The sequence below is a fragment of the Burkholderia sp. AW49-1 genome (assembly GCF_053427845.1).
In genome coordinates this window covers 71,085-96,865 of the sequence record NZ_JBSAXF010000004.1, presented here as the reverse complement: position 1 = coordinate 96,865, position 25,781 = coordinate 71,085, and the positions used below count along the sequence as shown (strand labels likewise).

The 25,781-nt window shown below is 67.3% G+C and carries 20 protein-coding genes; 4 read left to right on the top strand and 16 right to left on the bottom strand.

Features of this window, described 5'->3' with window-relative positions:
- Positions 1-4: 4 nt before the first annotated feature.
- From ACV22W_RS08770 to ACV22W_RS08740, 7 genes are all read right to left on the bottom strand, one after another.
- A complete protein-coding gene (locus ACV22W_RS08770) occupies positions 5-790 on the bottom strand; it encodes an electron transfer flavoprotein subunit beta/FixA family protein (RefSeq protein WP_448018808.1) in 786 nt (261 codons plus the stop codon).
- The gene (locus tag ACV22W_RS08765) at positions 787-1,956 is read right to left on the bottom strand and encodes an FAD-binding protein (protein ID WP_448018807.1); all 1,170 of its coding nucleotides are present in this window, start codon (positions 1,954-1,956) and stop codon (positions 787-789) included. Before ACV22W_RS08765 ends, ACV22W_RS08770 begins: the two co-directional genes overlap by 4 nt.
- 4 nt (positions 1,957-1,960) lie before the next feature.
- Entirely contained in the window at positions 1,961-3,886 is a 1,926-nt protein-coding gene (locus tag ACV22W_RS08760) for a (Fe-S)-binding protein (RefSeq protein ID WP_448018806.1), read from the bottom strand.
- Positions 3,887-3,888: 2 nt separating this feature from the next.
- Positions 3,889-5,952 (bottom strand): NADH:flavin oxidoreductase, encoded by a 2,064-nt coding sequence (locus ACV22W_RS08755; RefSeq protein WP_059534183.1) that lies wholly within the window; start codon positions 5,950-5,952, stop codon positions 3,889-3,891.
- Between the two features lie 74 nt (positions 5,953-6,026).
- Positions 6,027-6,560, bottom strand: a complete 534-nt coding sequence (locus ACV22W_RS08750; RefSeq protein WP_006488993.1) for a DUF5943 domain-containing protein — start codon at positions 6,558-6,560, stop codon at positions 6,027-6,029.
- A 139-nt stretch (positions 6,561-6,699) separates the two neighbouring features.
- Positions 6,700-7,671 (bottom strand): dipeptidase, encoded by a 972-nt coding sequence (locus tag ACV22W_RS08745; RefSeq protein ID WP_006488981.1) that lies wholly within the window; start codon positions 7,669-7,671, stop codon positions 6,700-6,702.
- Positions 7,672-7,704: 33 nt separating this feature from the next.
- Entirely contained in the window at positions 7,705-8,979 is a 1,275-nt protein-coding gene (locus ACV22W_RS08740) for a serine hydroxymethyltransferase (RefSeq protein ID WP_448018805.1), read from the bottom strand.
- A gap of 448 nt (positions 8,980-9,427) precedes the next feature.
- Between ACV22W_RS08740 and ACV22W_RS08735 the strand changes: the two genes are divergently transcribed.
- A complete protein-coding gene (locus tag ACV22W_RS08735; RefSeq protein WP_448018804.1) occupies positions 9,428-10,453 on the top strand; it encodes a GlxA family transcriptional regulator in 1,026 nt (341 codons plus the stop codon).
- A 55-nt stretch (positions 10,454-10,508) separates the two neighbouring features.
- Here ACV22W_RS08735 and ACV22W_RS08730 read toward each other — a convergent pair whose 3' ends face one another.
- Positions 10,509-11,921, bottom strand: a complete 1,413-nt coding sequence (locus ACV22W_RS08730) for a galactose-binding domain-containing protein (protein WP_448018803.1) — start codon at positions 11,919-11,921, stop codon at positions 10,509-10,511.
- A gap of 295 nt (positions 11,922-12,216) precedes the next feature.
- Here ACV22W_RS08730 and ACV22W_RS08725 point away from each other — a divergent pair, with 295 nt between their 5' ends.
- Complete coding sequence (locus ACV22W_RS08725) at positions 12,217-13,638, top strand: aminotransferase-like domain-containing protein (protein WP_448018802.1); 1,422 nt, start codon at positions 12,217-12,219, stop codon at positions 13,636-13,638.
- An 8-nt stretch (positions 13,639-13,646) separates the two neighbouring features.
- On the top strand, positions 13,647-14,477 hold the full coding sequence (locus ACV22W_RS08720; protein ID WP_448018801.1) for an ATP-dependent serine protease: 831 nt from the start codon (positions 13,647-13,649) through the stop codon (positions 14,475-14,477).
- A gap of 93 nt (positions 14,478-14,570) precedes the next feature.
- Here the strand turns inward: ACV22W_RS08720 and fdhA are convergent, their stop codons facing one another.
- From fdhA to ACV22W_RS08680, 8 genes are all read right to left on the bottom strand, one after another.
- Positions 14,571-15,767 (bottom strand): formaldehyde dehydrogenase, glutathione-independent, encoded by a 1,197-nt coding sequence (gene fdhA, locus ACV22W_RS08715; protein WP_059600256.1) that lies wholly within the window; start codon positions 15,765-15,767, stop codon positions 14,571-14,573.
- Positions 15,768-16,052: 285 nt separating this feature from the next.
- Entirely contained in the window at positions 16,053-17,243 is a 1,191-nt protein-coding gene (locus ACV22W_RS08710) for an HlyD family secretion protein (protein ID WP_448018800.1), read from the bottom strand.
- Positions 17,243-19,090 carry an efflux transporter outer membrane subunit gene (locus tag ACV22W_RS08705; RefSeq protein ID WP_448018799.1) on the bottom strand — a complete coding sequence of 616 codons (1,848 nt, stop codon included), beginning with the start codon at positions 19,088-19,090 and terminating at the stop codon, positions 17,243-17,245. Before ACV22W_RS08705 ends, ACV22W_RS08710 begins: the two co-directional genes overlap by 1 nt.
- An 8-nt stretch (positions 19,091-19,098) precedes the next feature.
- Entirely contained in the window at positions 19,099-20,037 is a 939-nt protein-coding gene (locus ACV22W_RS08700) for a glycosyltransferase family 2 protein (RefSeq protein WP_448018798.1), read from the bottom strand.
- Positions 20,038-20,047: 10 nt separating this feature from the next.
- Positions 20,048-21,634 (bottom strand): DHA2 family efflux MFS transporter permease subunit, encoded by a 1,587-nt coding sequence (locus ACV22W_RS08695; protein WP_448018797.1) that lies wholly within the window; start codon positions 21,632-21,634, stop codon positions 20,048-20,050.
- Positions 21,631-22,914, bottom strand: coding sequence for a glycosyltransferase (locus tag ACV22W_RS08690; protein ID WP_448018796.1), 1,284 nt, complete (start codon positions 22,912-22,914; stop codon positions 21,631-21,633). The genes ACV22W_RS08695 and ACV22W_RS08690 overlap by 4 nt, the downstream gene beginning before the upstream one ends.
- Positions 22,915-22,931: 17 nt before the next feature.
- Positions 22,932-23,501, bottom strand: coding sequence for a methyltransferase family protein (locus tag ACV22W_RS08685; RefSeq protein ID WP_448018795.1), 570 nt, complete (start codon positions 23,499-23,501; stop codon positions 22,932-22,934).
- Between the two features lie 67 nt (positions 23,502-23,568).
- On the bottom strand, positions 23,569-24,471 hold the full coding sequence (locus ACV22W_RS08680) for an alpha/beta fold hydrolase (protein WP_448018794.1): 903 nt from the start codon (positions 24,469-24,471) through the stop codon (positions 23,569-23,571).
- Positions 24,472-25,192: 721 nt separating this feature from the next.
- Between ACV22W_RS08680 and betI the strand changes: the two genes are divergently transcribed.
- A complete protein-coding gene (gene betI / locus ACV22W_RS08675) occupies positions 25,193-25,777 on the top strand; it encodes a transcriptional regulator BetI (RefSeq protein WP_059534154.1) in 585 nt (194 codons plus the stop codon).
- Positions 25,778-25,781: the final 4 nt, after the last annotated feature.

The window sequence follows — 25,781 nt, the reverse complement described above, 5'->3', positions numbered from 1 at the left end:
AACATCAGTAGTCGATGAGCTGATGCTCGCGCAAATACGCGAGGATCACTTGTGCTTTTTCGACTGAACTCCCTTCATTTACGACGTTGCCGCCGCGGCTTTCGGTCGTCGTCGCCGACAGCATCCGGGCATGCCCGGAGCGCTTCTCGGCGGCGACCAGCTTTACGGGTTTACGCTCGATCGGGCCGACCTTCCACGCGGTGGCATCGGCATCTACGCCGGTCGACGTGAGCGCCGGGCGGATCGCCCCGGCCCGCAGCCGCGCATACGCGTAGCGCGGCGCCACGTTGGCGAGCGGATGGACCGCGACGACGGCAGGCAGCGCCGCGTCGACGCGCCGCCGCAACCCTTTCGGCAAAAATTGCCGGACCGCCGCACGACCGCCGTCGACCGTCACGTCGACGGCCGAGCCGACGAGCGGATAGCCGAGCGTCGCGGCGACGCGATATGGCAGCATCCCGGTGTCGTACGCGCCCTCGGCGCGGGTGCCGGTCAGCACGAGGTCGTAGCCTTCGACGCGCGCGGCGAGCGCATGCGCGGCATCGTCGCCGTCGTGGCAGGCCAGTACCTCGACCTGCCGCGCGCCGAGCGCGAGGTATTCAGCAAGCGCTTCATTCGCGGGGTCGCCCGCATGGAGCACGTCGAGCTGCGCGCGATGCCGCTCCGCGAGCTGACGGCCGACCTCGAGCGCGGCCGCGTCGTTGCGGCTGTAGCGCGCGGTCCCGCTGACCGGGTGCCGGCCCACGGAAACGAGCACCGCGATGCGTTGCAACTGGCGGGGGGCGTTCATGCTGCGACTCCTTCGGATTCACGGGCGCCGACCGCGGTCGGCGATTGTCCGCGCGACGCGCGTGCGGCCTGCACCTGTTCGATCAGCGCGGCGATCGTCGCCTGCGCGTCGCCCACCACCGTCAGGTTCGCGCGCTTCGCGATCGGCGCGCTGCCGTCGAGGTTGACCGCGATCACGTGACGGCAGTCCTTGATCCCCTGCAAGTGCTGCACCGCGCCCGAGATGCCGAACGCGATGTACACGCTGGCCTCGACCGTCTTGCCGGTCGCACCCACCTGCTTGTCGCGCGTGAAGTGGCCGTTGTCGACCGCGACGCGGCTCGCGCCGATCGCCGCACCGAACGCACCGGCGAGCCGCTCGAACGCGCCGATATCGGACACGCCGTTGCCGGCCGACACGATGAAGTCGGCTTCCTCCAGCGCGACCTGCGCCGCGTCGATTTCCTCGAGGCCGAGATCGCGGTACGGTTGCGCCGCGTCGCCGGCCGGGCGGATGAAGTCGGCGGCCAGGCGCTCGCCGGCACCGACGAACGGCAGTTTTGCTTCGACTGCGTTCTGCGCGAGCAGGATCACGTCGGGCAAGCCGCGCGTCGCGAACGCACGGCCGGCCTGCGCATACGCGCCGACGTGCTTGGCGTCGATCTCGACCACGTGGGTCGCGACGCTCGCGCCGGCAGCCGCCGCGTAACGCCGGCCGAGATCGCCGTCGCCGGTCGCGTTGTCGGGCACGAACACGTGCTTCGGCGCGAGCGCCGCGGCACAGGCCTGCAATGCTTGCAATTCGCTTTCGGGCGCGAAGGCACGACGGTCGAAGTCGGCCAGCTCGATCAGCTTGTCGACGGCGAGCGCCGCTGCGTCATCCTTCAGTTCACCGAACGCCAGCAGCGCGACTTCCGTCTGCGCGTTGGCGAGCACCGCGGCGGCGGCGATCGCCTGCCGTGCATGGTCGTCGAGCGCGCCGCGCTCGGTGTGCGCCACCACCAGCATCACGTGCTTCGGGTCCTGCACCGCGCGGCGCGGCTTTGCGGCCGCGGCGCCGTGACCGTGCGCGGACCACTGCGCGGCGCTCGCATCGGCGCTGCCTTCCTCACCCAGCGTGATGCGCTTCAGGCCCGCGGCCGTGATGATGAACGGCCGGCGCGGATCGATTCGTTTGATCGTGTTCATCGATTCACTCCAGCGAGGCGGCAACGAGTTCGGCCACGTCGAGCACGTCGGGGCGCGGGCCCACGACGCCTTCGAGCATCGCCGTGCAGTTCGGGCATCCGACCGCGACCACGTCCGCGCCGATGGCGCGCGCGTCGGCGATGCGGATGTCGGGAATACGCTGCTTGCCCGGGATGTCGGTCAGCGGCGCGCCGCCGCCACCGCCGCAGCAGCGGCCGCGCATGCCGTTGCGCTCCATCTCGACGATCTGGATGCCGATCGTCTTCAGCAGCTTGCGCGGCGATTCCGTCTCGCCGTTGTAGCGGCCGAGGTAGCACGGGTCGTGATACGTGGTGCGCTTCTCGCGCAGCGTGTCGACGGCCTTCGGCGCGATCTTGCCGCTGTCGGCCAGCTCGGCGAGGTACGTCGTGTGATGCTTGACCGTCACGCGCAGCCCGAGCGCGCGGTATTCGTTGCGCAGGCTGTGCATCACGTGCGGGTCGGCCGTCACGATCTGCCTGTACGACAGCGAGCCGAGCGTGCCGATCAGGCGCTTCGCCATCTGCTGGAACGTCGCCTCATCGCCGAGGCGGCGTGCGACGTCGCCGGTGTCGGTCTCGGTCCCGCCGAGCACCGCGTAGTCGACGCCCGCCTTGTTCAGCACCTTCACGAATGCGCGCAGCGTGCGCTGGTAACGCATGTCGAACGCGCCTTCACCCGCGACGAACAGCACGTCGACCGGCTTGCCGGGTTGTGCGACGGGTGCGTTCAGGTCGACCGACCAGTCGTAACGTGCAGCCGTGTCGTAGCCGCCCATCGTGCCGGTCTCGCGCAGGTTCGCGAGCACTTCCTGGCCCTTGCCCGGCACCGTGCCGTGCACCAGCGTGCGGTTGCGGCGCATGTCGACGATCGCGTCGACGTGCTCGATCAGCATCGGGCACTCCTGCACGCAGGCACGGCAGGTCGTGCACGACCAGAGCGTCTGCTCCTCGATCAGGCCGGACACGATCGGGCCGTTCGGCTCGCCGCGATGCTGGCCGACCGCGAGGCCCGGCGTCGGGCTGCCGGCGTACGCGGCATCGGTGCCGCCCGCCATGCCGACGACGAGATCCTGGATCAGTTTCTTCGGGTTCAGCGGCTGGCCCGACGCGAACGCGGGGCACGCGGCTTCGCACTTGCCGCACTGCACGCACGCGTCGAAGCTCAGCAGCTGGTTCCAGCGGAATTCGACCGGCTTCGCGACGCCATACTCCTCGTGCTCGATGTCCGGCAGCTTCAGCGCGGTCGGCGGCGTGGCCGTGCCGTTGCCCGTGAACGAATCGCGGGTGGCGGCGAAACGCTCCTGGCGCGGGTGGAATGCGAGGTGCAGCAGGCCGGCGATCGCATGCTTCATCGGGCCGCCCTTCGCGGCGCCGACGGTCATCGTGAATGCACCGGCGCCGATCAGCAGCGCGCAGAGCACCGCGAACGCACCCGACATCGCGCCAGCCGGCACGACCATGAACAGCACGAGGCCGAGCGCGAACGAGCCGAGCAGCCAGGGCAGCGCGTTCCACGGGCCGCGCGACAGGCGCGCCGGCACGTCCTTGGCCGCGCGGCGGCGCCAGACGAACACCACGCCGACGAGCATCGCGAGCGCCGCGAGGAAGATCAGCTTGTCGAGCCACGGCGAGTAGATCGCCAGGCCGTAGTTGACGAACACCAGCGCGAGCGCGGCGATCGCGCCGCCGGCGGTCGCGACGTGGGTCTTCGCGATGTACGGATCGCGGGCAACCACGTGGTGCAGGTCGACGAAGTAGCGCTTCGGGATCGCGAACAGGTTCGCGAGGCCGAACGCGCCGGGCGCCGTCGCGCGCCCGAGACGCCAGTAGGACGAGCGCTTCGCGACCGCGAACGCGAGCCCCGCCACCGACAGCCACAGCAGTGCGGTAATGAGGAAAGCCGGATTCATCTTTAGAAATCCTTGACGAGACGCAGCGAGTCGTAGATCGCACCGTGGACGTTGTGCATCGAGATGCAGTCGCCGACACGGAACAGCAGGAAGCGGCCGTTGCCCAGTTCTTCCGACAGGCACGGCTGCGGCTCGGCCGCGAACAGCGTGTGCGGATCGATCTGGCCGCGGTTCACGGACTCCGGCTTGAGCTTCCAGTACAGCTCGTCATTCGGCGACGAACCGTTCTCGATCACCACCTGGTCGACCGCGCGCTCTTCCAGTTCCTCGGTGTATTCGTTGCGCAGCACGGCGATCATCTTGCCGTCTTCCTCGTACACGCGATCGAGCATGGTGTTCGGCGTCGGGATCACGCCGAGCGCATACAGGCGGCGATAGAAGATCGGGAACGTCGTGCCGCCGCAATCGTCGGCCACCTTCACGTCAGGCGTCACGACCTCGACCTTCGAGCCGCGGCTCGCCATGAAGTCGGCCACGCCGGCGCCCGCATGGGTGCTCACGCCGTCGAACAGCAGCACGTTCTGCTTCGGCTCGACCTTGCCGGTCAGGATGTCCCACGAGCTGACGGCCAGCCCTTCGGCCACGCCCCAGGCCGGCACCTGCCACGTGAAGCTCGAACCGCCGGTCGCGAGCACGACGATGTCCGGCTTCTCGGCCATGATCATCTTCTCGTCGGCGGCGACGCCCAGGCGGCGATCGACGCCCAGGCGCTTCGTTTCCATGTCGAACCAGCGGATGATCCCCGACATCTGTTCGCGCTGCGGCGCCTTCGCGGCGATCATCACCTGGCCGCCCACTTCGGTGTTCTTCTCGAACAGCACCACGTCGTGGCCGCGCAGCTTCGCGACGCGTGCGGCCTCGAGCCCCGCGGGGCCCGCGCCGACCACCACTACCTTGCGTTTCGGACCGCGCGACTTCTCGATGATGTGCGGCATCGTCGCTTCGCGCGACGTCGCGGCGTTCTGGATGCAGAGCACGTCGAGGCCGTTGTACTGGCGGTCGATGCAGTAGTTCGCGCCGACACACTGCTTGATTTCGTCTTCCCGGCCGTCGCGGATCTTGATCACCATGTGCGGATCGGCGATCTGCGCGCGCGTCATGCCGACCAGGTCGATCATGCCGTTCGCGAGCAGGCGCTCCGCCTGGCCCGCATCACGAATGCTCTGCGCGTGCATCACGGGAATCTTCACCACCGACTTGATGCCGGCCGCGAGGTGCACGAATGGCTCCGGCGGCAGCGCCATCGGCGGCATGCAGTTGGCGATCGTGTTGTGCGTGTCGCCGCCCGACCCGACCACGCTCAGGTAGTCGATCAGACCCGTCTCCGACATCGCCTGTGCGATTTCCTTCAGCGCCTCGTGATCGAGACCGTCCTCGTGGAATTCGTCGCCGCACATCCGCAGGCCGACGCAGAAGTCCTTGCCGACCGCTTCGCGCACGGCCGTCAGCACCTCGATGCCGAAGCGCAGGCGGTTCTCGAGGCTGCCGCCCCATTCGTCGGTGCGATGGTTCGAACGCTTGCTCCAGAACTGGTCGATCAGGTGCTGGTGGGCGGCGGAGATTTCGATGCCGTCCATGCCGGCTGCCTTCACGCGCTTCGCGGCTGCTGCGAAGTCGCCGATGATGCGCCGGATTTCCTCGATCTCGATGATCTTCGCGTTACCGCGGTGCACGGGCTCGCGCACGCCCGACGGCGACATCAGATGCGGCCAGTGCTCGCCGTGGAACGACGAGCGGCGGCCCATGTGCGTCGCCTGGATCATGATCTTCGCGCCGTGCTTGTGCATCGTGTCGGCCAGGCGCGTGAGCGGGTCGATGATCTTGTCGTTCGACAGGTTCACCGACTTCCACCAGCCCTGCGGGCTGTCGATCGACACGGGGCTCGAGCCGCCGCAGATCGCGAGGCCGACGCCACCCTTCGCCTTCTCTTCGTAATAGCGGATGTAGCGGTCGCCCGGCAGGCCGCCCGGCTCGGCATACACCTCCGCGTGCGCGGTGCTGACGATCCGGTTGCGCAGCGTCAGCTGGTTCAGCTGCATGGGTTTGAACAGGTGGGGATAACGCATCGCAGGCGACCTCTGGCGTTCGAATGTCTCGTGTTGCGGGTGTTGTTGTGTTGCTGTGTCGTGATGTCAGCGCATCAGTGCGCGATCGGCGACACTTCGAAGACGCAGTGGTCGTGGTGCTCGGCCGCACACTGCACTTCCTTCGATTGTGCGCGCGGCGCGCCCTTGCCTTCCGGCGTCGTGTCGTTGACCCAGTCCATCGCGCCGGCGAACCAGCCCGCGAACATGTAGCAGAGCTTGCCTTCCTTGCCCGGCTGCTGGAGCACGAACGACGAGTGGCGCAGTTCGATCTTCGCGCGCGCGCTGGCCGGATCGGCCTCGATGATCGAGAACAGGCCCCAGCCGCGTTGCGACAGACGCTTCAGGTAGTGCTCGAACACGGCCATGCCGGTCAGCCCGTGCAGCTTCGCTTCCTTGTCGCACCAGTGGTATGCGGATTTGTAGCCGGCCTTGTAGAGGATCTCGGCATACGCCTCGACGCCGAGCGCTTCCTCGACGGCGACGTGATTGTTCGTGAAGAAGTGACGCGGCACGTACAGCATCGGCAGCGCGTCGGTGGTCCAGACGCCGGTATCGGGATCGACGTTGATCGGCAGTTGCGGTTGCATTGTGGTGACTCCGTGAGGAAAAAAAGCCGCGCGGCTCGGGTCCAGGCGCGACATCGTCCGCGTGCCTGCGCAGCAAGCGCTGGCACGTCCCGATTGTTCTTGTGTTGAATCGCGGGCGGCGGTTCGGTTCGGCGGGCGCTTACGCGCCCCACACGTCCTTGAACACGCGCACCCAGTTCTCGCCCATGATCTTGCGGATGCGCGACTCCTTCCAGCCGTGGCGTTCCATCGCCGCGGTCAGGTTCGGGAATTCGCCGATCGTGCGGATGCCGTCCGGGTTGATCACCTTGCCGAAGTTCGTCAGCTGGCGATAGCGGCCCTTGTCATGCGTCAGCATGTCGAAGAATTCCTTCGCGAAATCCTGCGTGAAGTCCGTGCCGATGCCGACCGCGTCTTCGCCGATCAGGTTCACGACGTAGTCGATCGCCTCGATGTAGTCGTCGATGTTCGCCTCGATACCGCGCTTCAGGAACGGCGCGAACATCGTCACGCCGACGAAGCCGCCGGCGTCGGCGATTTCCTTCAGCTGTGCGTCGCTCTTGTTGCGCGGATGTTCCTTCAGGCCCGACGGCAGGCAGTGCGAGTAGCACACCGGCTTCTTCGAGAACGCGATCGCTTCCGACGACGTGTTGCCGCCCACATGCGACAGGTCGACCATGATGCCGACGCGGTTCATCTCGGTGATCACTTCGCGGCCGAAGTCCGACAGGCCGCCGTCACGCTCGTAGCAGCCCGTGCCGACCAGGTTCTGCGTGTTGTAGCAAAGCTGCACGACGCGCACGCCCATGTCGGCGAACGCCTCGATGTAGCCGAGGTTGTCCTCGAACGCGTGCGCGTTCTGGAAGCCGAGGATGATGCCGGTCTTGCCTTCCTTCTTCGCGCGGAAAATGTCGTCCGTCGTGCGCACGAGCGTCAGCAGCTCGCCGTTGTCGCGGATCTTCTTCTTCATCACGCCGATGTTGTCGACGGTCTTCGTGAAGTTTTCCCAGACTGACACCGTGCAGTTCGCGGCGGTGATGCCGCCACGGCGCATGTCTTCGAACACCGGCTTCTCGAACTTCGAGATGTTCAGCCCGTCGATGATGATGCTGTCCTGATGCAGCGTGCTCATATCTGTCTCTCGCTCCAGTGTTGTCGGTGTCGATCAGTAAATCGGGAAGCGCTCGCAGAGCGCGAAGATCTCGCGGCGCACGCGCTGTTCGGTTGCGTTGTCGCCTTCCGGGTTCGCGCGCAGCGCGTCGAACACTTCGAGAATCAGGCGACCGATCTCGCGGAACTCCGCGACGCCGAAGCCGCGCGTCGTGCCGGCCGGCGTGCCGAGGCGGATGCCCGACGTGACGGTCGGCTTCTCGGTGTCGAACGGAATGCCGTTCTTGTTGCAGGTGATGCCCGCGCGTTCCAGCGCCTGCTCGACCGGTGCGCCCTTCAGGCCCTTCGGGCGCAGGTCGACCAGCAGCAGGTGGTTGTCGGTGCCGCCGGTGACGAGGTCCACGCCGCCCGCCTTCAGCACTTCGCCGAGCGCCTGCGCGTTCGCGAGCACGTTGTCGATGTAGGTCTTGAAGTCCCCGTGCAACACTTCGCCGAACGCGACGGCCTTGCCGGCGATCACGTGCATCAGCGGGCCGCCTTGCAGGCCGGGGAACACGGCCGAGTTGATCTTCTTCGCGATCTCTTCGTCGTTGGTCAGCACGAAGCCGCCGCGCGGGCCGCGCAGCGTCTTGTGCGTGGTCGACGTGACGACGTGCGCGTGCTCGACCGGGTTCGCATGGCGGTCGGCGGCGATCACGCCCGCGATGTGCGCCATGTCGACCATCAGCTTCGCGCCGACGCTGTCGGCGATCGCACGGAAGCGCGCGAAGTCCAGCGCGCGCGGGTACGCCGAGAAGCCGGCGATGATCAGGCTCGGCTTGTGCTCGTATGCGAGCGCCTCAACCTGGTCGTAGTCGATCCGCATCGTGTCGCGGTTCACGCCGTATTGCACGGCGTTGAACCATTTGCCCGACAGCGCCGGCTTCGCGCCGTGCGTCAGGTGGCCGCCGGCGTCCAGCGACATGCCGAGCACGGTGTCGCCCGGCTTCGCCAGCGCGAGCATCACCGACCCGTTCGCCTGCGCGCCCGAGTGCGGCTGCACGTTCGCGTAGCCGGCGTTGAAGATCTGCTTCACGCGTTCGATCGCCAGCGCCTCCACCTCGTCAGCGAATTCGCAGCCGCCGTAATAACGCTTGCCCGGATAGCCTTCCGCATACTTGTTCGTCAGCACCGAACCCTGCGCCTCCAGCACCGCGCGCGACACGATGTTTTCCGACGCGATCAGCTCGACTTGCGACTGCTGGCGCTCGAGCTCCTTCAGGATGGCGCTGCGCACCGGCGCGTCGCGCTCGGCAAGGGGCTGCGAAAAGAAAGGCTGGGTGTTCGACATAGTGCGTCCGTGACGAAGAATAAAGGGCGTGAAACCGAAGCTCGAGGCCCGCCATACCTGGGTTTCCAGCGCATCCAGTGCAAGGCTGCCGACGGCTCTATTCTTGTCGTTCGGATTTTCGGCGGATTGATGAATTTAGACGCGTTCTTTGCCTTTTCCGCCATGCGCGTCCGTTTTGTACAAGTGACCGGTCGTGCTTTTTCAGATGACAAGGCAAACCGGCGTGAGCGATTCATCCATGGACAGGCACTTCGCCGGTGCCTGCGCTGCGCGTCGAGGTGCAACGCAGCCCGCTTACGGTGCAGCGCAGCATCCGCCTTGGGCCCATACAACGTATGGAGCTAGGGTTTAGCCGTATGGCACGCTTGTTGCGCTCGCTCACACAATACGGCAGCCCGATCCGTGCCTCTCGGGCCAAAAGCTATTAGAGATTCAAGGAACGCCCCCCATGTCGCCCGACCGCACAGCGTCGCTGTCCCACTTCGCGTTCATGCCATTACCGAACTTCACGATGATCGCGTTCACCAATGCGATCGAGGTGCTTCGGATGGCGAATTACCTGAGCGGCCAGCCGCTCTATCGCTGGTCGATCATCAGCCCGGACGGCGGCCCGGTCACGGCGAGCAACGGCCTCACGGTCGATACGGGCCCGGCCGAATGCGTGGGGCAGCCGGATATCGTATTCGTGTGCGGCGGTGTCGACGTGCAACGCGCGACCACGCCCGCCCATCTGTCGACGCTGCGCCGCTTCGCGCGCATGGGGCTACCGCTCGGCAGCCTCTGCACGGGCACCTATGCGCTCGCGAAGTCGGGGCTGCTCGCGGGCTATGCATGCGCGATCCACTGGGAAAACATGTCGGCCCTGAAGGAAGAGTTTCCGGACACGCGCTTCCTGAAGGAGTTGTTCGTGGTCGACCGCGACCGCATCACTTGCACGGGCGGCGTCGCGCCGCTCGACATGATGCTGAACCTGATCGCCGCGCGCGTGGGCACCGCGCGCGTCACGCAGATCGCCGAGCAGTTCATCGTCGAACACGTGCGCGACACGAGCGCGCAACAGCGGATGCCGCTCGTCGCGCGGCTCGGCTCGGCGAACAAGTCGCTGTTCGAGGTGATCTCGCTGATGGAGAACAACATCGAGGAGCCGCTGTCGCGCGAAGAACTCGCACGACTCGCGAACATGTCCCAGCGCCAGCTGCAGCGCCTGTTCCGCGAGCATCTCGGGATGACGCCCACGCACTATTACCTGACGCTGCGGCTGCGCCGCGCGCGCGAGTTGCTGCTGCAGACCGACATGTCGATCATGCACATCACGATGGCGTGCGGCTTCCAGTCGGCCTGCCACTTCAGCAAGAGCTATCGCGATGCGTTCGGCGTCGCGCCGACGCGCGAGCGCCGCAAGCAGGTCGCACCGCTCGCGCAGGGCGCGGCGGCTGCCGCACCGGCGTTTCCGGCTCATCTGATTCATGCGTGACGCGGGCGCGGCGCGATAAAAAAGGCGGCCTCGAAGGCCGCCTTTTTGCTGGTGCTTACGATCCCCACACCTGCATTTCGTCGAGCGAGTAACCCCACTGCGTCGCCCGCTTCGTGCCGAGCATCCGCACGTAGCGGCCCTGCGCGTTCAGGTTCGGCAGCGTGACGTGACCGTACGACACGCCGTTGCTCGTCGAGTAGACCGTCGTCCAGTTCGCGTTGTCGGTCGACGTCTGGATCTGGTAGACGAGCGCGCCCGCGTCCCAGTAGAGATCGACGCTGCTGATCTTCTTCAACGCGCCGAGATCGACGGAGATCCATTGCGGATCGACACCCGCGCCTTCCGGCGAATCCCAGCGCGTGCTCGTGGTGTTGCCGTCGAACGCCTTGTCCGCCGTCAGCGATGCGTTGTAGCTAGCCGACGCAGCAGCCGGGCGACCTTGCGACAGCAGCGTCGGCTGCGCGGTGGCCGGGCCGCCGTAGTAGCTCGATCCGAGCTTCGCCTTGGTCGTGTCCGCGTTCACGCCGAACTGCGACAGGCTCCAGCGCTGGCCGGTCGTCGTGTCGCCCACGTAGAGCTGGTAGCCGCCCGCCGTCGTCGACGAGAAGAACACATAATTCGTGCCGCTCACCGGCGCCGGGTCGGAGTTGTTGCTCATGCAGTCGTTGAGCGTCAACTGGTTCGGCGTCGACGCCGGGTCCGCCGTCTTTACGTAGATCTGGTCGGCGCCGCCCGTGTCCTTCCAGCGCGCGTAGAACACCATGCCGTCCGCACGCACGATCGGGTAATACGTCTGCAGCCCGGCCGGCTTATCAAACACGGCGGTCGTGCCGGTCGCGATCGTGCGCTTCATCAGCCCCATGTTCGAGCCGGTGCCCGTCGCGTAGTAGACGGCGCTCGCGTCCGGCGCGAGGAACGGCATCGAGTATTCGGCGCCGGCCGGTGCGTTGGTCAGGCTCACGACCGACGTGAACACCGGACCCGTGCTCGTGTACGACAGCGTGCCCCGCTTCACGTCACCGTTCTGCTTGAACACGAGCGACTTGCCGTCGGCGCTGAACTTCGGATCCTCGTTGCGCGTCGCGCCCGTGCTGTTCGTCAGGTTGACCGGCGGCGTGCCGGCGCCGAGCTGCAGCATGAATACGTTCCAGGCGCCATTGCTGATGCCCATGAACGCGAGCCACTTGCCGTCGGGGCTGAACACGCCGTTCATCGGATCGGTGATGCCCCAGTTGCTCTTGCTCAACTGAGTGAGCGTGCGGGCCGAAAAGTCGTACAGGAACAGCTGGCTCGTGCCGTCGCCGTACTTCACGTAGCTGTGATAGACGAGCTTGCCGGTCAATACGGCGGGAAACGTCGCGTTGGATTGAGTCGGGGGATTGTTGATGCAGGCTGCTTCGGCGGCGCCGCCGAGCAGGTTGACCGCAAGGCCGGCCACGAGGCCCGCGACGAGGAACTTCGATTTCACGCTGATTGCTTCCGGGTAAGGTAAGGACGCTGCGACCCAGTCCCGCACACGGTGCGCGGGCGTCACGGATCCGCCGCCGGGGAGCGTGAACACCGTATCGATCACGCGTCGGGAATAAGGCTTGCGAAGAATGCCGGTTCGCTGGTCTGAAGAAAAGGATCAGAGTCGGTCGAAAACGTGCGTATCAGCGTGGTGCGGATGAACTTGCGGACGAACGATTCGGGGTGGGATTGAACGCGGTGGACGCCGTGCTACTCTTTTTTCAGCGACGGCCGTGATCGGCCGGAGGCCAGGCATGAAGCGATATGCGGTGCTCGCACAGACGATTGCCGATTCGATCCGGCGCGGCGACCTGCCGGCAGGCGCGCGCATCCCGACCGTGCGCTCGGCGTGCCGCGCCTATCGTGTAAGTCCTTCCACCGTCTTTCGCGCGTACTACACGCTTGAAAGCGAGGGCCTTATCGTCGCGCGCGCGCGTTCCGGTTATTTCGTTGCGAACCTCGATGACAAGCGTGTGCGAGCGGGTCACGACACACCCCGCAAACCGTCTGCGTCGCAGGCGGGCGATGGCGATGCGCTGTTCCAGCTGATCGATTCGCTCAAGCGTGAAGACATCGTGCCGCTGGGTTCCGCGTTTGCCAGCTATTCGCTGTTTCCGATGAGCAGCCTGTGGCGATATGCGGCGACGGCCGCCCGCAACATGGACCGCGCGAAACTGCTGGCCGGCCTGCCGCCCGGCAACGAAGCGCTGCGGCGCCAGATTGCGTTGCGGTACCTGAACGCCGGCGCGTCGTTGCCGATGGAAGAGATCGTCATCACGACCGGCGCGGCGGAAGCGCTGACGCTCAGCCTGCAGGCGCTCACGCGCCCCGGCGACATCGTCGCGATCGAACGCCCCGCCTTCCCCGCGGTGCTGCAGGCCGTGCAGCGGTTGCATCTGAAGGCCATCGAGATTCCGGTCGACCCGCGCACCGCCCTCGACCTCGACGCCCTCGCCGAAGCGCTCGACACGCATCCGGTGCGCGCGTGCTGGTTCATGACTTCATTCCACAATCCGACAGGCGCGACGCTGCCCGACGAGCGCAAGCGCGCGCTGATCGAACTGCTCGCCTCGCACCAGGTGCCGCTGATCGAGGACGACGTGTTCGGAGAACTACATTTCGGCCCGATGCCCACGCGCCCCGCGAAGCTCTACGACGACAACGGGCTCGTGCTGCATTGCAGTTCGTTCTCGAAGTGCCTCGCCCCTGGTTTCCGGGTCGGATGGGTCGCGGCCGGACGGTACGTGAAGCAGATCAGGCAGGTGAAGAACGCGAGCGCGCCGGCAGCCGACGTGCCCGCGCAGATGGCCGTATCCAGCTACCTGCGCAACGGCGCGTACGACCGCTTCCTGCGCAGGCTCCGGCGCAACCTTGCCGCACACCAGGCGCAGATGCTCGCGGCCGTTCGTGCGTACTTTCCGGCCGACACGGAGGTGTATGCCCCGCGCGGCGGATTTTTCCTGTGGATCGAATTGCCGCCGCGCGTGAATGCAATGCAATTGTTCGGCGACGCGATGGAGAACGGGGTCAGCCTTGCGCCCGGGCCGATCTTTTCGATGACGGGCGCCTTTCACCGCTACGTCCGGCTGAACTATGGCCGACCGTGGACCCCTGCCGTCGAGGATGCGATGCGGACCATCGGAATGCTCGCGGGGCGGCAACAGCAGACGAGGTAGCAACGATCATGCAAGTCCTGCTCAACCGGAAAGTCCGCACACGCGACACGCTGCGCGGCGCACTGAACCTGCGTGCCGAACCGCGCGCCACCGTCAGCCAGCGTTGCCGGCAGTGTGGCTTCATGGCATTCCGCGCCAGCGAGCAGTGCCCCGTCTGCGGACTGGGAGGCTGGCCGTTCGCGCCGCTGCGCCAATCGAGCGATGATGCGCCCGCCGCGCAGGCCACGCCCCCGCACGAGGTGCAGCCCGTCCCGACGTGGTCGTCGCGCGTCGCGGCCGCGGTGCGCGGTGCGGCGGTCCAGCGGCCGCGCCCGTCCAGCGCGCCGCTGCTGAGCATCCTGACCCTGGTAGTGCTGGTCGGTGGCTATGTCACGTACGACCGGGCGTGCCGGGCGGATCCCGTCTGTCGCGGACCGAGCGCGTCGCGCCCGGTGACGGCCTACGCCAGTCTGCATGCGGCAGATGCGCCGACGTTGCCGGCCGGGCCCGCGCCCGTCCAAGCATTTCACCCGGCCGAACGCGCGGCGGTCGACACCGCTCGGCTCGCCGACGCCAACGTCGACACCAACGCCGATCGGTCGAGCAACGCCGTCCAACCCGGCAACGCGGGCACGCCCCGACACGCGGCAGGACGCCCGACGACGACGCTCGCGCGGCGCGCGCCGTCGGTTCACGGACCGAACGGCGCGCGCGGCGGCGTTCGCGTCGCCGACTGGAAAGGCGGCGCCGCCGCGACGCGACGCGGGCACGCGATACGCCACGTGGGCGTGCATACGCGTCATGGTCGGCGAACCATGGCGAACGGAGCCGAATTGGCGATGGTCTATCGCGGGCATTGAGCGCGCGGCACATCGCGACCGCAACCACGCCCACAGCGAAAAACGGGCGGCACCGTCTCCGGTACCGCCCGCTTCATGCCCGTCGTTCGTGCGTCAGGCCGCCAGCAAGCCGTGCGGATCGATCACGAATTTGCGCGGCGCGCCGCCGTCGAACTTCTTGTAGCCTTCCGGCGCCTGGTCGAGCGAAATCACCTCGACGTTGACGATCTTCGCGATCGGCAGACGGTCGAACAGGATGGCCTGCATCAGGTTGCGGTTGTACTTGAGCACCGGCGTCTGGCCCGTGAAGAACGAATGCGACTTCGCCCAGCCGAGGCCGAAGCGGATGCTCAGGCTGCCGTGCTGCGCGGCCTTGTCCTTCGCGCCCGGATCGTCCGTCACGTACAGGCCCGGGATGCCGATCGCGCCGGCCGGCCGCGTGATTTCCATCAGCGAGTTCAGCACCGTCGCGGGCGCTTCCTCGGAATGGCCCGACGAACCGTGGCCGTGCGCCTCGAAGCCGACGCAGTCGACCGCGCAATCGATCTCCGGTACGCCGAGGATCTGCTCGATCTGCTCGCCGAGCGACGCGTCCTTCGACAGGTCGACCGTCTCGAAGCCCATCGCCCGCGCGTGCGCAAGGCGTTCCGCGTTCATGTCGCCGACGATCGTCACCGCCGCGCCGAGCAGGCGCGCCGACGCGGCCGCCGCCATGCCGACCGGGCCCGCGCCCGCGATGTAGACCGTCGAGCCCGGCTTCACGCCCGCGCTCACCGCGCCGTGATAACCGGTCGGCAGAATGTCGGACAGGCAGGTCAGGTCGCGAATCTTCGCCATCGCCTGGTCGCGGTCCGGGAATTTCAGCAGGTTGAAGTCCGCATACGGTACGAGCACGTACTCGGCCTGGCCGCCGATCCAGCCGCCCATGTCGACGTAGCCGTAAGCACCGCCGGCACGCGACGGGTTCACGTTCAGGCACACGCCCGTATGCGTGTCCTTGCACATCGCGCAGCGGCCGCATGCGACGTTGAACGGCACCGACACGAGATCGCCGATCTTCAGCGTCTCGACGTCCGGGCCCACCTCGACCACTTCGCCCGTGATCTCGTGGCCGAGCACGAGGCCGACCGGAGCGGTCGTGCGGCCCCGCACCATGTGCTGGTCGGAACCGCATATGTTCGTGCTCACCACTTTCAGGATGACACCGTGGCCGATCGCGCGGCCGGTCGGATCGACCATTTTCGGATAATCGATCTTCTGAACTTCGACCTTGCCCGGCCCAAGATAGACGACACCTCGATTGCTGCTCATCGTATTGTCTCCATGTCTCATTGGATGGCGCTGCCGCGCGCCGGCGGGTGCGGCGCTACGCGACGTGCTGTTCGAGAGTAGTCCCGGAGGTGGGGGCCCCGATGTCTCAAACGCGACATGCGTTTGAACGGCGCCGACATCGATGGCGCAAACACGAAAGTCGGGTCAGGGAGAACGGCCGGAGGGCGGGATCGTGGAGGGCACGGAACGCGTGAGCGCGCGCCCCGGCCGGCCGGCGCGATCGGCCCGCCGGGGCGCGCCGGTCGGTCTCGCATTAGCCGCCCATTAGCCGCCCTGATTCTCGCGGATGATCGCGGCGGCCGCCGCTTCCGCGTCGCTCGCCACCCCGTCGTGCACGCGCGTGCTGACTGACGGCGTCGGCGGTTCGCTGTCGAGCGCATGACCATCGCGGTTGCGCGTATCGACCGTCGCACGCATCGACAGCCCGACCCGCAGCGGATGCGCGGCCAGATCGCGGGAATCGAGCGCGATCACGACCGGCACGCGCTGCACGACCTTGATCCAGTTGCCGGCCGCGTTCTGTGAGGGCAGCATCGAGAACGCGCTGCCGGTGCCGGCCGAGAAGCCCTGCACACGGCCGCGATAGGTCACGCGCGAGCCGTAGAGATCCGATACGACCTCGACCGGCTGCCCGATGCGCATGTGGCGAATCTGCCCTTCCTTGAAATTTGCCTCGATCCACAACTGATTGAGTTGCACGATCGACATCAGCGGCACGCCCGGCCCGACCTGCTGGCCGACCTGCACCGAACGCTGGCCGATCGTGCCGTCGACCGGTGCGACGATCGTCGTGCGCTTCAGGTTCCGGTACGCGAGCTTGAACTGCGCGGCCGCCTGCACGACGGCCGGGCTTTCGTCGACGGGCAATCTGGTGCCGAGCGCGCGCGCCGCATCGAGCTGCGCCTGCGCGGCCGCGAGATTGGCCTGCGCACCGGCGACCGCCGCACGCGCGCGCGCCAGTTCCTCCGGCGCGACGATCTCGACCGACGCGCCCGAACGTGCGGCGAGCGCGCGCTGCGCGAGCGACAGGTCGGCCTGGCGCGCGTTCACGGCTTCCACGTACATCGTGTTCGAGATTTTCGCGTTCGCGACCTGCCGCACGGCCTGCACGAGTTGCGCCTTCGCCTGCGCGAACGCCACGGACGCCTCGGTGTCGTCGAGCCTCGCCAGCGTCTGCCCGGCGCGCACGGCCTGCGTATCGGCGACCAGCACGTCGGTCACCGCACCCGGAATCTGCGCGGCTACCTGCACGATGCTGCCCGCGACGTACGCGTCGTCGGTGTCTTCGTAATAGCGGTCGCGCAACAGCCAGAACGCGATCCAGACGAGCGCGGCCAGCAGCACGACCGCGAAGAACAGCATGAAGCGCTTGCGGCGCGTCGCCCGGCGCGCGTCGAGTGCGGGATCGTTCAGGGCAGCCGGCTGCGCGGCGGTATGAAGGTTGTCGTGGTGCATCAGTCGCTTTGCGTAACGATCAGGCGGTCATGCTGGAACAGGGGGATCGGCGCTGGATTCGCCGCCGCCGTGCGAGAAGAAACGGGAGCGCCGCGAGGCGTGGCGCCGATGGCCGGCGTGCGCGCCGCGTCGTCGCGTCGTGCGACCGCCGCATTCGATGCGGCGACGACCTGCGGGGCGGCCACGCTCTGCGCACGCGCATCGGCTGACGGCCCCGCCATCGACTGGCTCGCGGCGGCGGCGGCGGTCGGTGCGGTCTTGGCGGTCGCAGCCGCCACGGCGGGCGCGGCGGGCGAAGTGCCACGCTTCGCCGCCCCGCCACGCGCCCGATGCCCGGTCGGCGCCTGCGCGACCGTCGCGCCCGCATCGAACCCGCCGCCCAGCGCGCCGATCAATCCGACACGCAGCGTCCGCTGCCGGCCGAGCAACGCGATCATCTGTGCGCGCTCGTCGATCAGCGTGAGATCCGCGACATCCACGTCCTTCTGCATCAGCACGCCGCGCCGATGACGGTCGGCCGCAATCTCCACGATCTTTTGCGCGGCCGCGACCGCGTCCTGCTGCTGCGCGACGAGCGTCTGCGAGGTAAGCAGAGACGTGACGATCTGCGCGACCTGACCAAGCGCGTCGTCGACGGTCTTGTTGTACAGCCCGATCGCGACGTCGGCCTGCGCGACGTCCGCGCCGAGCTTCGCCTTCAGCCGGCCGCGATCGAACACCGGCAGCGAGATCGCCGGGCCGACGGAAGCGCCGAGCGCGTCGCGCGAGAACAGCGACGCGGGCGTCAGCGCGAACACGCCGCCGAGTGCGACGAGGTTCACGTCCGGATAGAACTGCGCGCGCGTCGAATCGGCGTTCGCGAACGCGGCTTCGACACGCAGTCGCGCGGCGACGATGTCGGGCCGACGGCCCAGCAGATCGGCCGGCAGCCGCGCGGGCAGCGCGCCGCCGGCCAATGCGCCGACGCGCGGCCGCTGCAGTGCGAGCCCGCGTTCCGGGCCGCGGCCCGACAGCACACCGAGCTGCAGTTGCGCGAGCTTGATCCGCTCGTCGTTCAGCGCGATCTGCGCGAGCAGCTTGCTGCGCTTGATCGATGCGTCGCTCGCGTCGTACGCGTTGTCGAGCCCGCGCGCGGTACGCTCGCGCAGCACGGTCGTCACGCGCTGACTGACCTTCAGCTTCTGCTGCAGCAGATCCTGCGTCGCGTACGCCTGGTCGAGCTGGCAGTACACGGTGACGATCGCGACCGCCAGCGTGAGCCGCACCTGCTCGGCCTCGACCCGCGCCGCTTCACGCAGCGACATCAGGCTCTTCGTCGCCGCGCGGTTCTTGCCCCACAGGTCGAGCTGGTAGTTGAGCCCGACGAACACCGACGACGGCGATACGTTCGGATCGCCAAATATCTCGACCGGCACGCGATAGCCGCCGACCGACACGTTGGCGACGTCGTCGCCCGGCTTCGGCATCCGCGCGCGGCTGACCGTCGCGCCGGCCGTGCCCGTCAGCCCCGTCAGCGAATCGAACTGCTGAAGCTGCGCCTGCGCGATCCGCAGCCGCGCCTGCGCGACCTGCAGGTCGGGGTTGTTTTGCGATGCCTCGGCGACCAGCGCGTCAAGCTGCGGGTCCTGCAGCTGCTTCACCCAGTCGGGTGCGGGCCATGCACCGTCCACGCCGGGACCGGCCGTGCGCGCGAGCGCATCATCGGCCGGCGCCCGCAACGACAGCGACGGCAGGAAGCCCGTCGGCACGCATCCGCCCAATGCCATCGCCACCGCCGCGGCTCCGATCAACGCACCGCCCTTCACGCTACGCGCCCGCACTACCGCATTTTCTTTCACACGCCGCATCGCTTCCCTCATCCTTGCTGGACGCGCTGCGCCCGTGCGGCCAGACGCGGCCGCGTGCGCTCGAGTGGACCGAGCCGGCCGAACAGGCCGTCCGCGATACCGAACAGGATGCCGGCGAGCTTGTCGCGCTTGTCGCGCTCGACGAGCGCGATCTGCACGACCTGCCACACGGTCAGCAGGTTCGGCACGATCGCCACCGGAAAGCGCAGCCCGTACTGCATCCCGAGCTGCACCGCATTGCGCGCGCTGTAGTAGCGCCGTTGCCACGAGTGATTCATCGACGTCATTTCGAAAGGGCCGAACGCGTGACGCCGTTTCGCGCCGATCCGGTGCGGCAGCACCAGCGACGGCACGACGTAGAGCGGCACGTTGCACGCGAGCGCGCGGAAGCTGTACTCGGTGTCGACGTGATCGATGAACAGCGTCTCGTCGAAGCGGCCGAGCACGTCGAACGCGGCGCGCGACACGACGCAACCCGACGAGATCAGGAATGCGCAGCGCTGCAATTGCGCATCGGGATCGACGCGCAGCCGGCGCAACGCGATCCCGTTGGTCGCCAGCTCGGGCAGGAAGCTGCGCGCGTTCTCGTCGAAGATGCGCGGGCCGGCGAGGAACGCGCGCCCCGCGAGCCCAGCGCAGGCGTCGCGCATCGTCGCGAAGTAACCGGCCGGCACCGACGAATCCTGGTCGAACAACGCGACCGCATCGACGTTGTCGCGAAACAGCGCCGCGAGCCCAGCGTTGTATGCGCCCGCGATTCCGCCGCGATTGCCGTGATGCAGCAGCGCGATGCCGTCGCGCGCGCATGCTTCGCTTGCGCGTGCGTCCGGCTGCGGCGTGTTGTCGACGACGAGCAGCGCACCGCACGCATGCCGCCACGCGCCGAGCGCCGCGAGCTGCGCGTCGGTCGGGTGATACAGGATCACGAGTGCGCCGAGTGTCGTCATGTCGCTCTCCTCAATGTCCGAATGAAGCCGCCGCGCCGCGCTTCGGCCGCGTGAGCCACATCATCGCGGCGAGCACGAGGCAGGTCATGCTTGCCATCCAGAACATGTCGCCCGTCGCCATCATGTACGCCTGCTGCATCACGACCTGGTGCAGCGTGGACAGCTCGCGCACGCCGTCCACGCCCATCGCGTTCAGCGTGTGCACGAAGCGCTGCGTGTTCGCCGATGCGTGCGTGACCGATTGCGACACGACGTCGTAGTGATAGGTCGCACGGTTGTCCCACAACGTCACGCTCATCGCGGTGCCGAATGCGGCCGACAGCGTGCGCAGGAAGTTCGACAGGCTCGACGCGGCCGCGAGCCGGTCGTCCGGAATGCGCGACAGCGTCGCGGCGGTCAGCGGAATGAAGAAACACGGCAGCCCGATCCCCTGGATCAGCCCGGGCGCGGCGATCTGCGCGAACGTCATCTTCAGCGTGAAATGCGCGTCCCATGCGAGCACGGCCGCGAACACGAGGAAGCCGAAGGTCGCGAGCACGCGCGCGTCGAAGCGGTGCGCATGCAGGCCGACGAGGATAGAGAACACGAGCGCGAGCACGCCGAGCGACGCGGTGGCGAGCCCCGCGTGGAACGCGTTGTAGCTCATCACCGCCTGCATCCACAGCGGGAACACGACGCCCACCACCGAGAAGCTCATCATGCCGAGCGAGATGATCAGCACGCAGAACGAGAACGTGCGGTCGCGAAACAGGCTCAGGTCGACGACAGGATGGGCCTCGCCCGCCTCCCAGATCAGCAGCGACACGATCGCGAGCCCCGCGACCACCGCGAGCGTGACGATCAGCGGCGAATCGAACCAGCCCTTGTCGTGGCCGAGATCGAGCATCGCCTGCAGCGAACCGACGCCGATCACGAGCAGCACGATGCCCGGCACGTCGATCGGGCCGGCCGCGCCGCGCTGCGCGTCGGGGCGCAGCATCGCGGTGCAGACCGCGAACGAGAACAGCCCGATCGGCAAATTGATCAGGAAGATCCACGGCCACGAGAAGCTGTCGACGATCCAGCCGCCGACCACCGGCCCGAAGATCGGCGCGAGCAGCACCGTCATCGCCCATAGCGCGAGCGCGACGGTGCGCTTGTCCGGCGGGAACGTGCGCAGCAGGATCGTCTGCGACAACGGCACCATCGGCCCGGAGCACAGCCCCTGGAGCGCGCGGCAGACCACCAGCACGTGCAGGTCGCGCGCGAGGCCGCACAGCAGCGACGTCAGCGTGAACAGCAGCACCGCCCCGACGAACAACCGCAGCTCGCCGACGCGCCGCGCGAGCCAGCCGGTCAGCGGCACCGCGATCGCGGCCGCGACCGAATACGAACTGATCACCCACGTGCCCTGGCTGTTCGAGACGCCGAGACTGCCCGAGATCGCGGGCACCGCGACGTTGGTAACGGTCGAGTCGAGCACTTCGATGAAGGTCGCGAGCGACAGCGCGAACGTCAGCAGCGCGAGCCGCGCGCCGCGCACCGGCGGCGCAACGGGTGCGGGTTCGCTCGCGCCGAAGGCAGCGGGTGTGTCCCGAAGCGGCGATGTCGTGCTCATGTGCCCGCCATCGCGACAGCGGGCCGCGAGATCGCGCGTCCGTGGCTCGGCGCGAAGCGCTCGATGTAATCGGCAGCCGTTTCGCAGCCGTCCGGCGCCGCGAGGATCAACGCACGCGTGCGTTCGGCATGCACGGAGAATTCGGGTTCATCCAGCACGCGCGCGAGCGCCGAACCGAGACGCACGCCGTCGACCGCACCGTCGACGCGCACGCCGGCGCCACTTGCCGCGACGCGCTGCGCGTTGTCGAACTGGTCGTGCGCGAACGGCGTCACGACCTGCGGAATTCCTGCTTCGAACGCGAGCGCCGCGGTGCCGATCCCGCCGTGATGCACGAGCGCGCGACAACGCGGCAGCAGCGTGCGCATCGGCACGAAACGGCGCACCAGCAGCCGGTCGCCGTCCGGTGCTGTATCGTGCGGGCTCAGCAGGATGCCGCGCGCGCCGGTGGCATGCAACGCGCCCGCGACCGCGCGCGCATATGCTGCGCGATCGACCAGCGTCGACCCTGCAGTGAAGACCACGGGCGGCTCGCCGGCGGCAAGAAACGCATCGAGCGCCCGATCGTCGTCGGGTGTCGCGATGTCGTTGAACAACGGAAAGCCGCTTTGCAGAACGCCAGCAGGCCAGTCGCGCTGCGCCGGGGCGAACCAGTCGGGAAACAGGCACAGCACGCCGTCGGTCGAATGCAGCCAGCGTCCGAGCACGCGCCGCGCGGGCGCGAGCCCGAGGTCGCGGCGCACTGCGTTGAGCGCCGGCCCGCACACGCGGTCGAGCACCTGTCGCTCGATCAGCGTCATCAGCGCCGCCTTCACCGGCAGCGGCCAGCGCGCGGGAATCGTCAGGCGCGGATGCGTCGGCGGCACGTGCGCGGACAGCAGCGTCGACGGCGACACCTGCACCGACACATACGGCGTGCCGTGCAACTCCTGCATGAAGCGCGCGGAAAACGCCCACAGCGTGCCGACCAGCACGGTGTCGCGATCGGTCAGCGCGCGCAGCGTGTCGTAATGCGGGCGCAGCACCGGCGCGATCACCTGCCACAGCGTGCGGAACGACGTGCGCGGATTCCACAGCGCCGGGTTCGCCATCGCGGCCTCGTACTCGGCCCTCGTGCCGACCGGCACGAACGTGAAGCCGCAGCGGCGCGTGGCCGCCGCGAACGGCGGATGCGTGCAGAACACGACGTCGTGGCCGCGCAGCGCGAGCGCACGCGCGACGCCAAGCAGCGGATGCACGTCGCCCGCCGAGCCGATCGCGGTCACGATCACCTTCGCCATCGCGCGCCTCGCGGGGGTCAGTAGAAGCCGGGGATCAGCGCCGCGACCTCACGGCGATACTGCGTGTACGCCGGCCCGAAATGACCGGTGAGCCAGCTCTCCTCGACGCGCACCTTGTACGCGAGCGATGCGAACACGAGCGCGACGCCGAGCGCGCCGCGCCACTCGCCGCCGATCAGCGCGGCGCCGACCAGCGCGATCAGGCAGCCGGTGTAGATCGGATGGCGCACGAGGCCGTACGGGCCGGTGCGGACGAGTTCGTGGTTTTCCTTCAGCGTGACGGACACGCTCCAGTTCGTGCCGAGATGCAGCCGCGCCCAAACGGAGAACAGCAGCCCCGCGACGAGCACCGCGAGCCCGCATTGCGCCTGCAGGCCGAAGCGCTGCCAGTCGGGCACGAGTGCCTGCCACGACGGACCGGGCAGGATGATCAGCGCGCCGCCGACGATCAGCGGAATCGACTGCAGCGTGCGCGAGCGCGACGCCTCCTTGCGCACGGTCGTCTTCACGGCCTGCGACGTCATGATCCAATAGGCGAGCCACGCGGCCCAGGGAACGACGATGGCGATGGTCTGAACGATATTCACGGCTGGCCTGCCTCGTGTGGAAGAGAATTCGGATGCGCCCGGTGTGCGCGGTACGCGACGTGCTGCGTCATGACGACAGCGCCGGCATCGGCGCGGACACGCGTGCGTGCGCGGCGCCGAGCGCGATGCCCGCGGCGACGGGCGGCGTGTCGCAGAAGAAGTCGAGCAGCGCCGCGCGCGTGGTTTCGCGCTGCGCGCGGCCTTCGATGTCGAGGAAATGGCCGGCGTCGGGGATCGTCGCGAAGCGCGCGCGCGGCACGTGCGCGGCGAGCTGGCGGACATCGGCCGGCGTCGTGTATTCGTCGCGCTCGCCGTTCAGGAACAGCAGCTCGCAGCCGATGTTCGAGAACTCGCTCAGGTAGCGCTCCGGCTGCAGCGACAGGATCTGGTCGACGTGGAACGCGACCTGGTCCTGCTCGTCGCGCGGCAGGCGCGTCAGATAGCGGTAGTTGTACAGCTTCATGATGCGCGGCAGGTAGCGGCCGACCGTATCGTTCAGCAGCTGCGCGGCCTTCAGGTTTTCGCCGGCCGCGATGTGGTCGCGTGCGCGCGTCACGTAGTCGATCATCGCGTCGTTCAGGAACGGCGAGAACGAGCAGATCGCCGCGCGCCGCACGCTCGGGCAGCCGCGCGCGAGCGCGAACAGCGACGCGACGCCCCCCCACGACACCGATACGAGGAACGCCGGCGCGAAGCGCTCGACCAGATGCTGGAGAATCGCGGCCTCGTCGTCCTTGGTCAGGATGAAGCAGCCGGGGTTGTGCTGGCGCGACTGCCCCGCATACGGCAGGTCGAAGCAGATCGTGTTCATCCGTTCGCCGAGATACTGGACGGTCTGCCCGAACGATGCGGTCGTTGCGAGCGCGCCGTTGACGAGCATCGCCGTGTCGAACGACGGATCGAACACGTTCCGTTCGACGTAGACCTTCAGACCATTCGGTAGCGGGACCACGTGTTTTTCGGTCGGCATCGTCGTTCTCCGGTGGATGCGGCGTCTCGGCGTCGCGGCATGCTGCAGGTGCGCAATGGCGGGCGTCGGCCCCGTCGCGGTCGTTGGCCGCGCCCATTGCCGACGCACCGCGGGAAAAACCCGCGGCGCCGATTCATTCCTTTTGGTTCGGCGCCATACTAATACGGGCAATATTACTTACTCAAGTCATTCCAACGATCCCCTCTACTCCATCCGGAAATACGATCGATTCAAATATTTTTGGCATTTTTTATGGTAGACGAAATCGATCACGGGTTGACGGCAATCGTTTGCGCCCGAGCCGACAAACGATAGAGAAATCATAATATTCCCTTTAAATTCAATGCCATATATAGCCCAAATCGATTGATTGAAACGAATTTCCGGAAATTACCGACGACGGCACCAGAGATCAGAATTTTGGGGGGTCCTAAAATCTCACATAGTTCGACATTCTTTCGACATGTAATAAATCGAATCGAGAAACTTTCGCAACCATTGCATTGCCTTTTCGGAAATCGTTTTAAACAAACTTAAAATTATTTAACCAGCTTTCAATTCGTTTTTCCGCACCTGCACAATCGTAGCGGCAGCATCTGCCCCCTCAGCCGATCATACGATTTTCCGTCGGACCCCGATTTTTTTGTTGATTGAACGTTCAATAAAAAACCGCTAAGCTCTCGACTTCCAGGAACGGCCCGTCCGGGCGAAGGGAGTCGCGATGCCGAAAGTCGGAATGCGGGAGATTCGTCGCGCACAGTTGATCGACGCGACGCTGCGCTCGATCGACGAGGCCGGCCTGCCCGGCACGACACTCGCATCGGTCGCGCAGCGCGCGAACATCTCGACGGGTATCGTCAGCCATTACTTCGGCGACAAGGACGGCCTGCTCGAAGCCACGATGCGGCATGTGCTGCGCGATCTGTGGGCGGCCACCACGCGCCGCCGCGTAGCGGCACGCAAGGACCCGCGTTCCCGGCTGCGCGCGATCGTCGCCGCGAACTTCGACGACACGCAGGTCAGCGCGCCCGTGATGAAGACCTGGCTCGCGTTCTGGTCGCAGAGCATGCACGACGCGATGCTCAAGCGCCTGCAGCACGTCAACACGCGGCGCCTCCATTCGAACCTGTGCGCGGAATTCGCCAAGGCGTTGCCGCGCGCGAAGGCGCGGGAAGCAGCCAGCGGCCTCGCCGCGCTGATCGACGGCCTGTGGCTGCGCGGCGCGCTCGCCGGCGGCCCGATCGACACACGGGCTGCACTGAAGCTCGCCCACAATTACATCGACCTGCTGCTCGCGTCGGACTGACGCG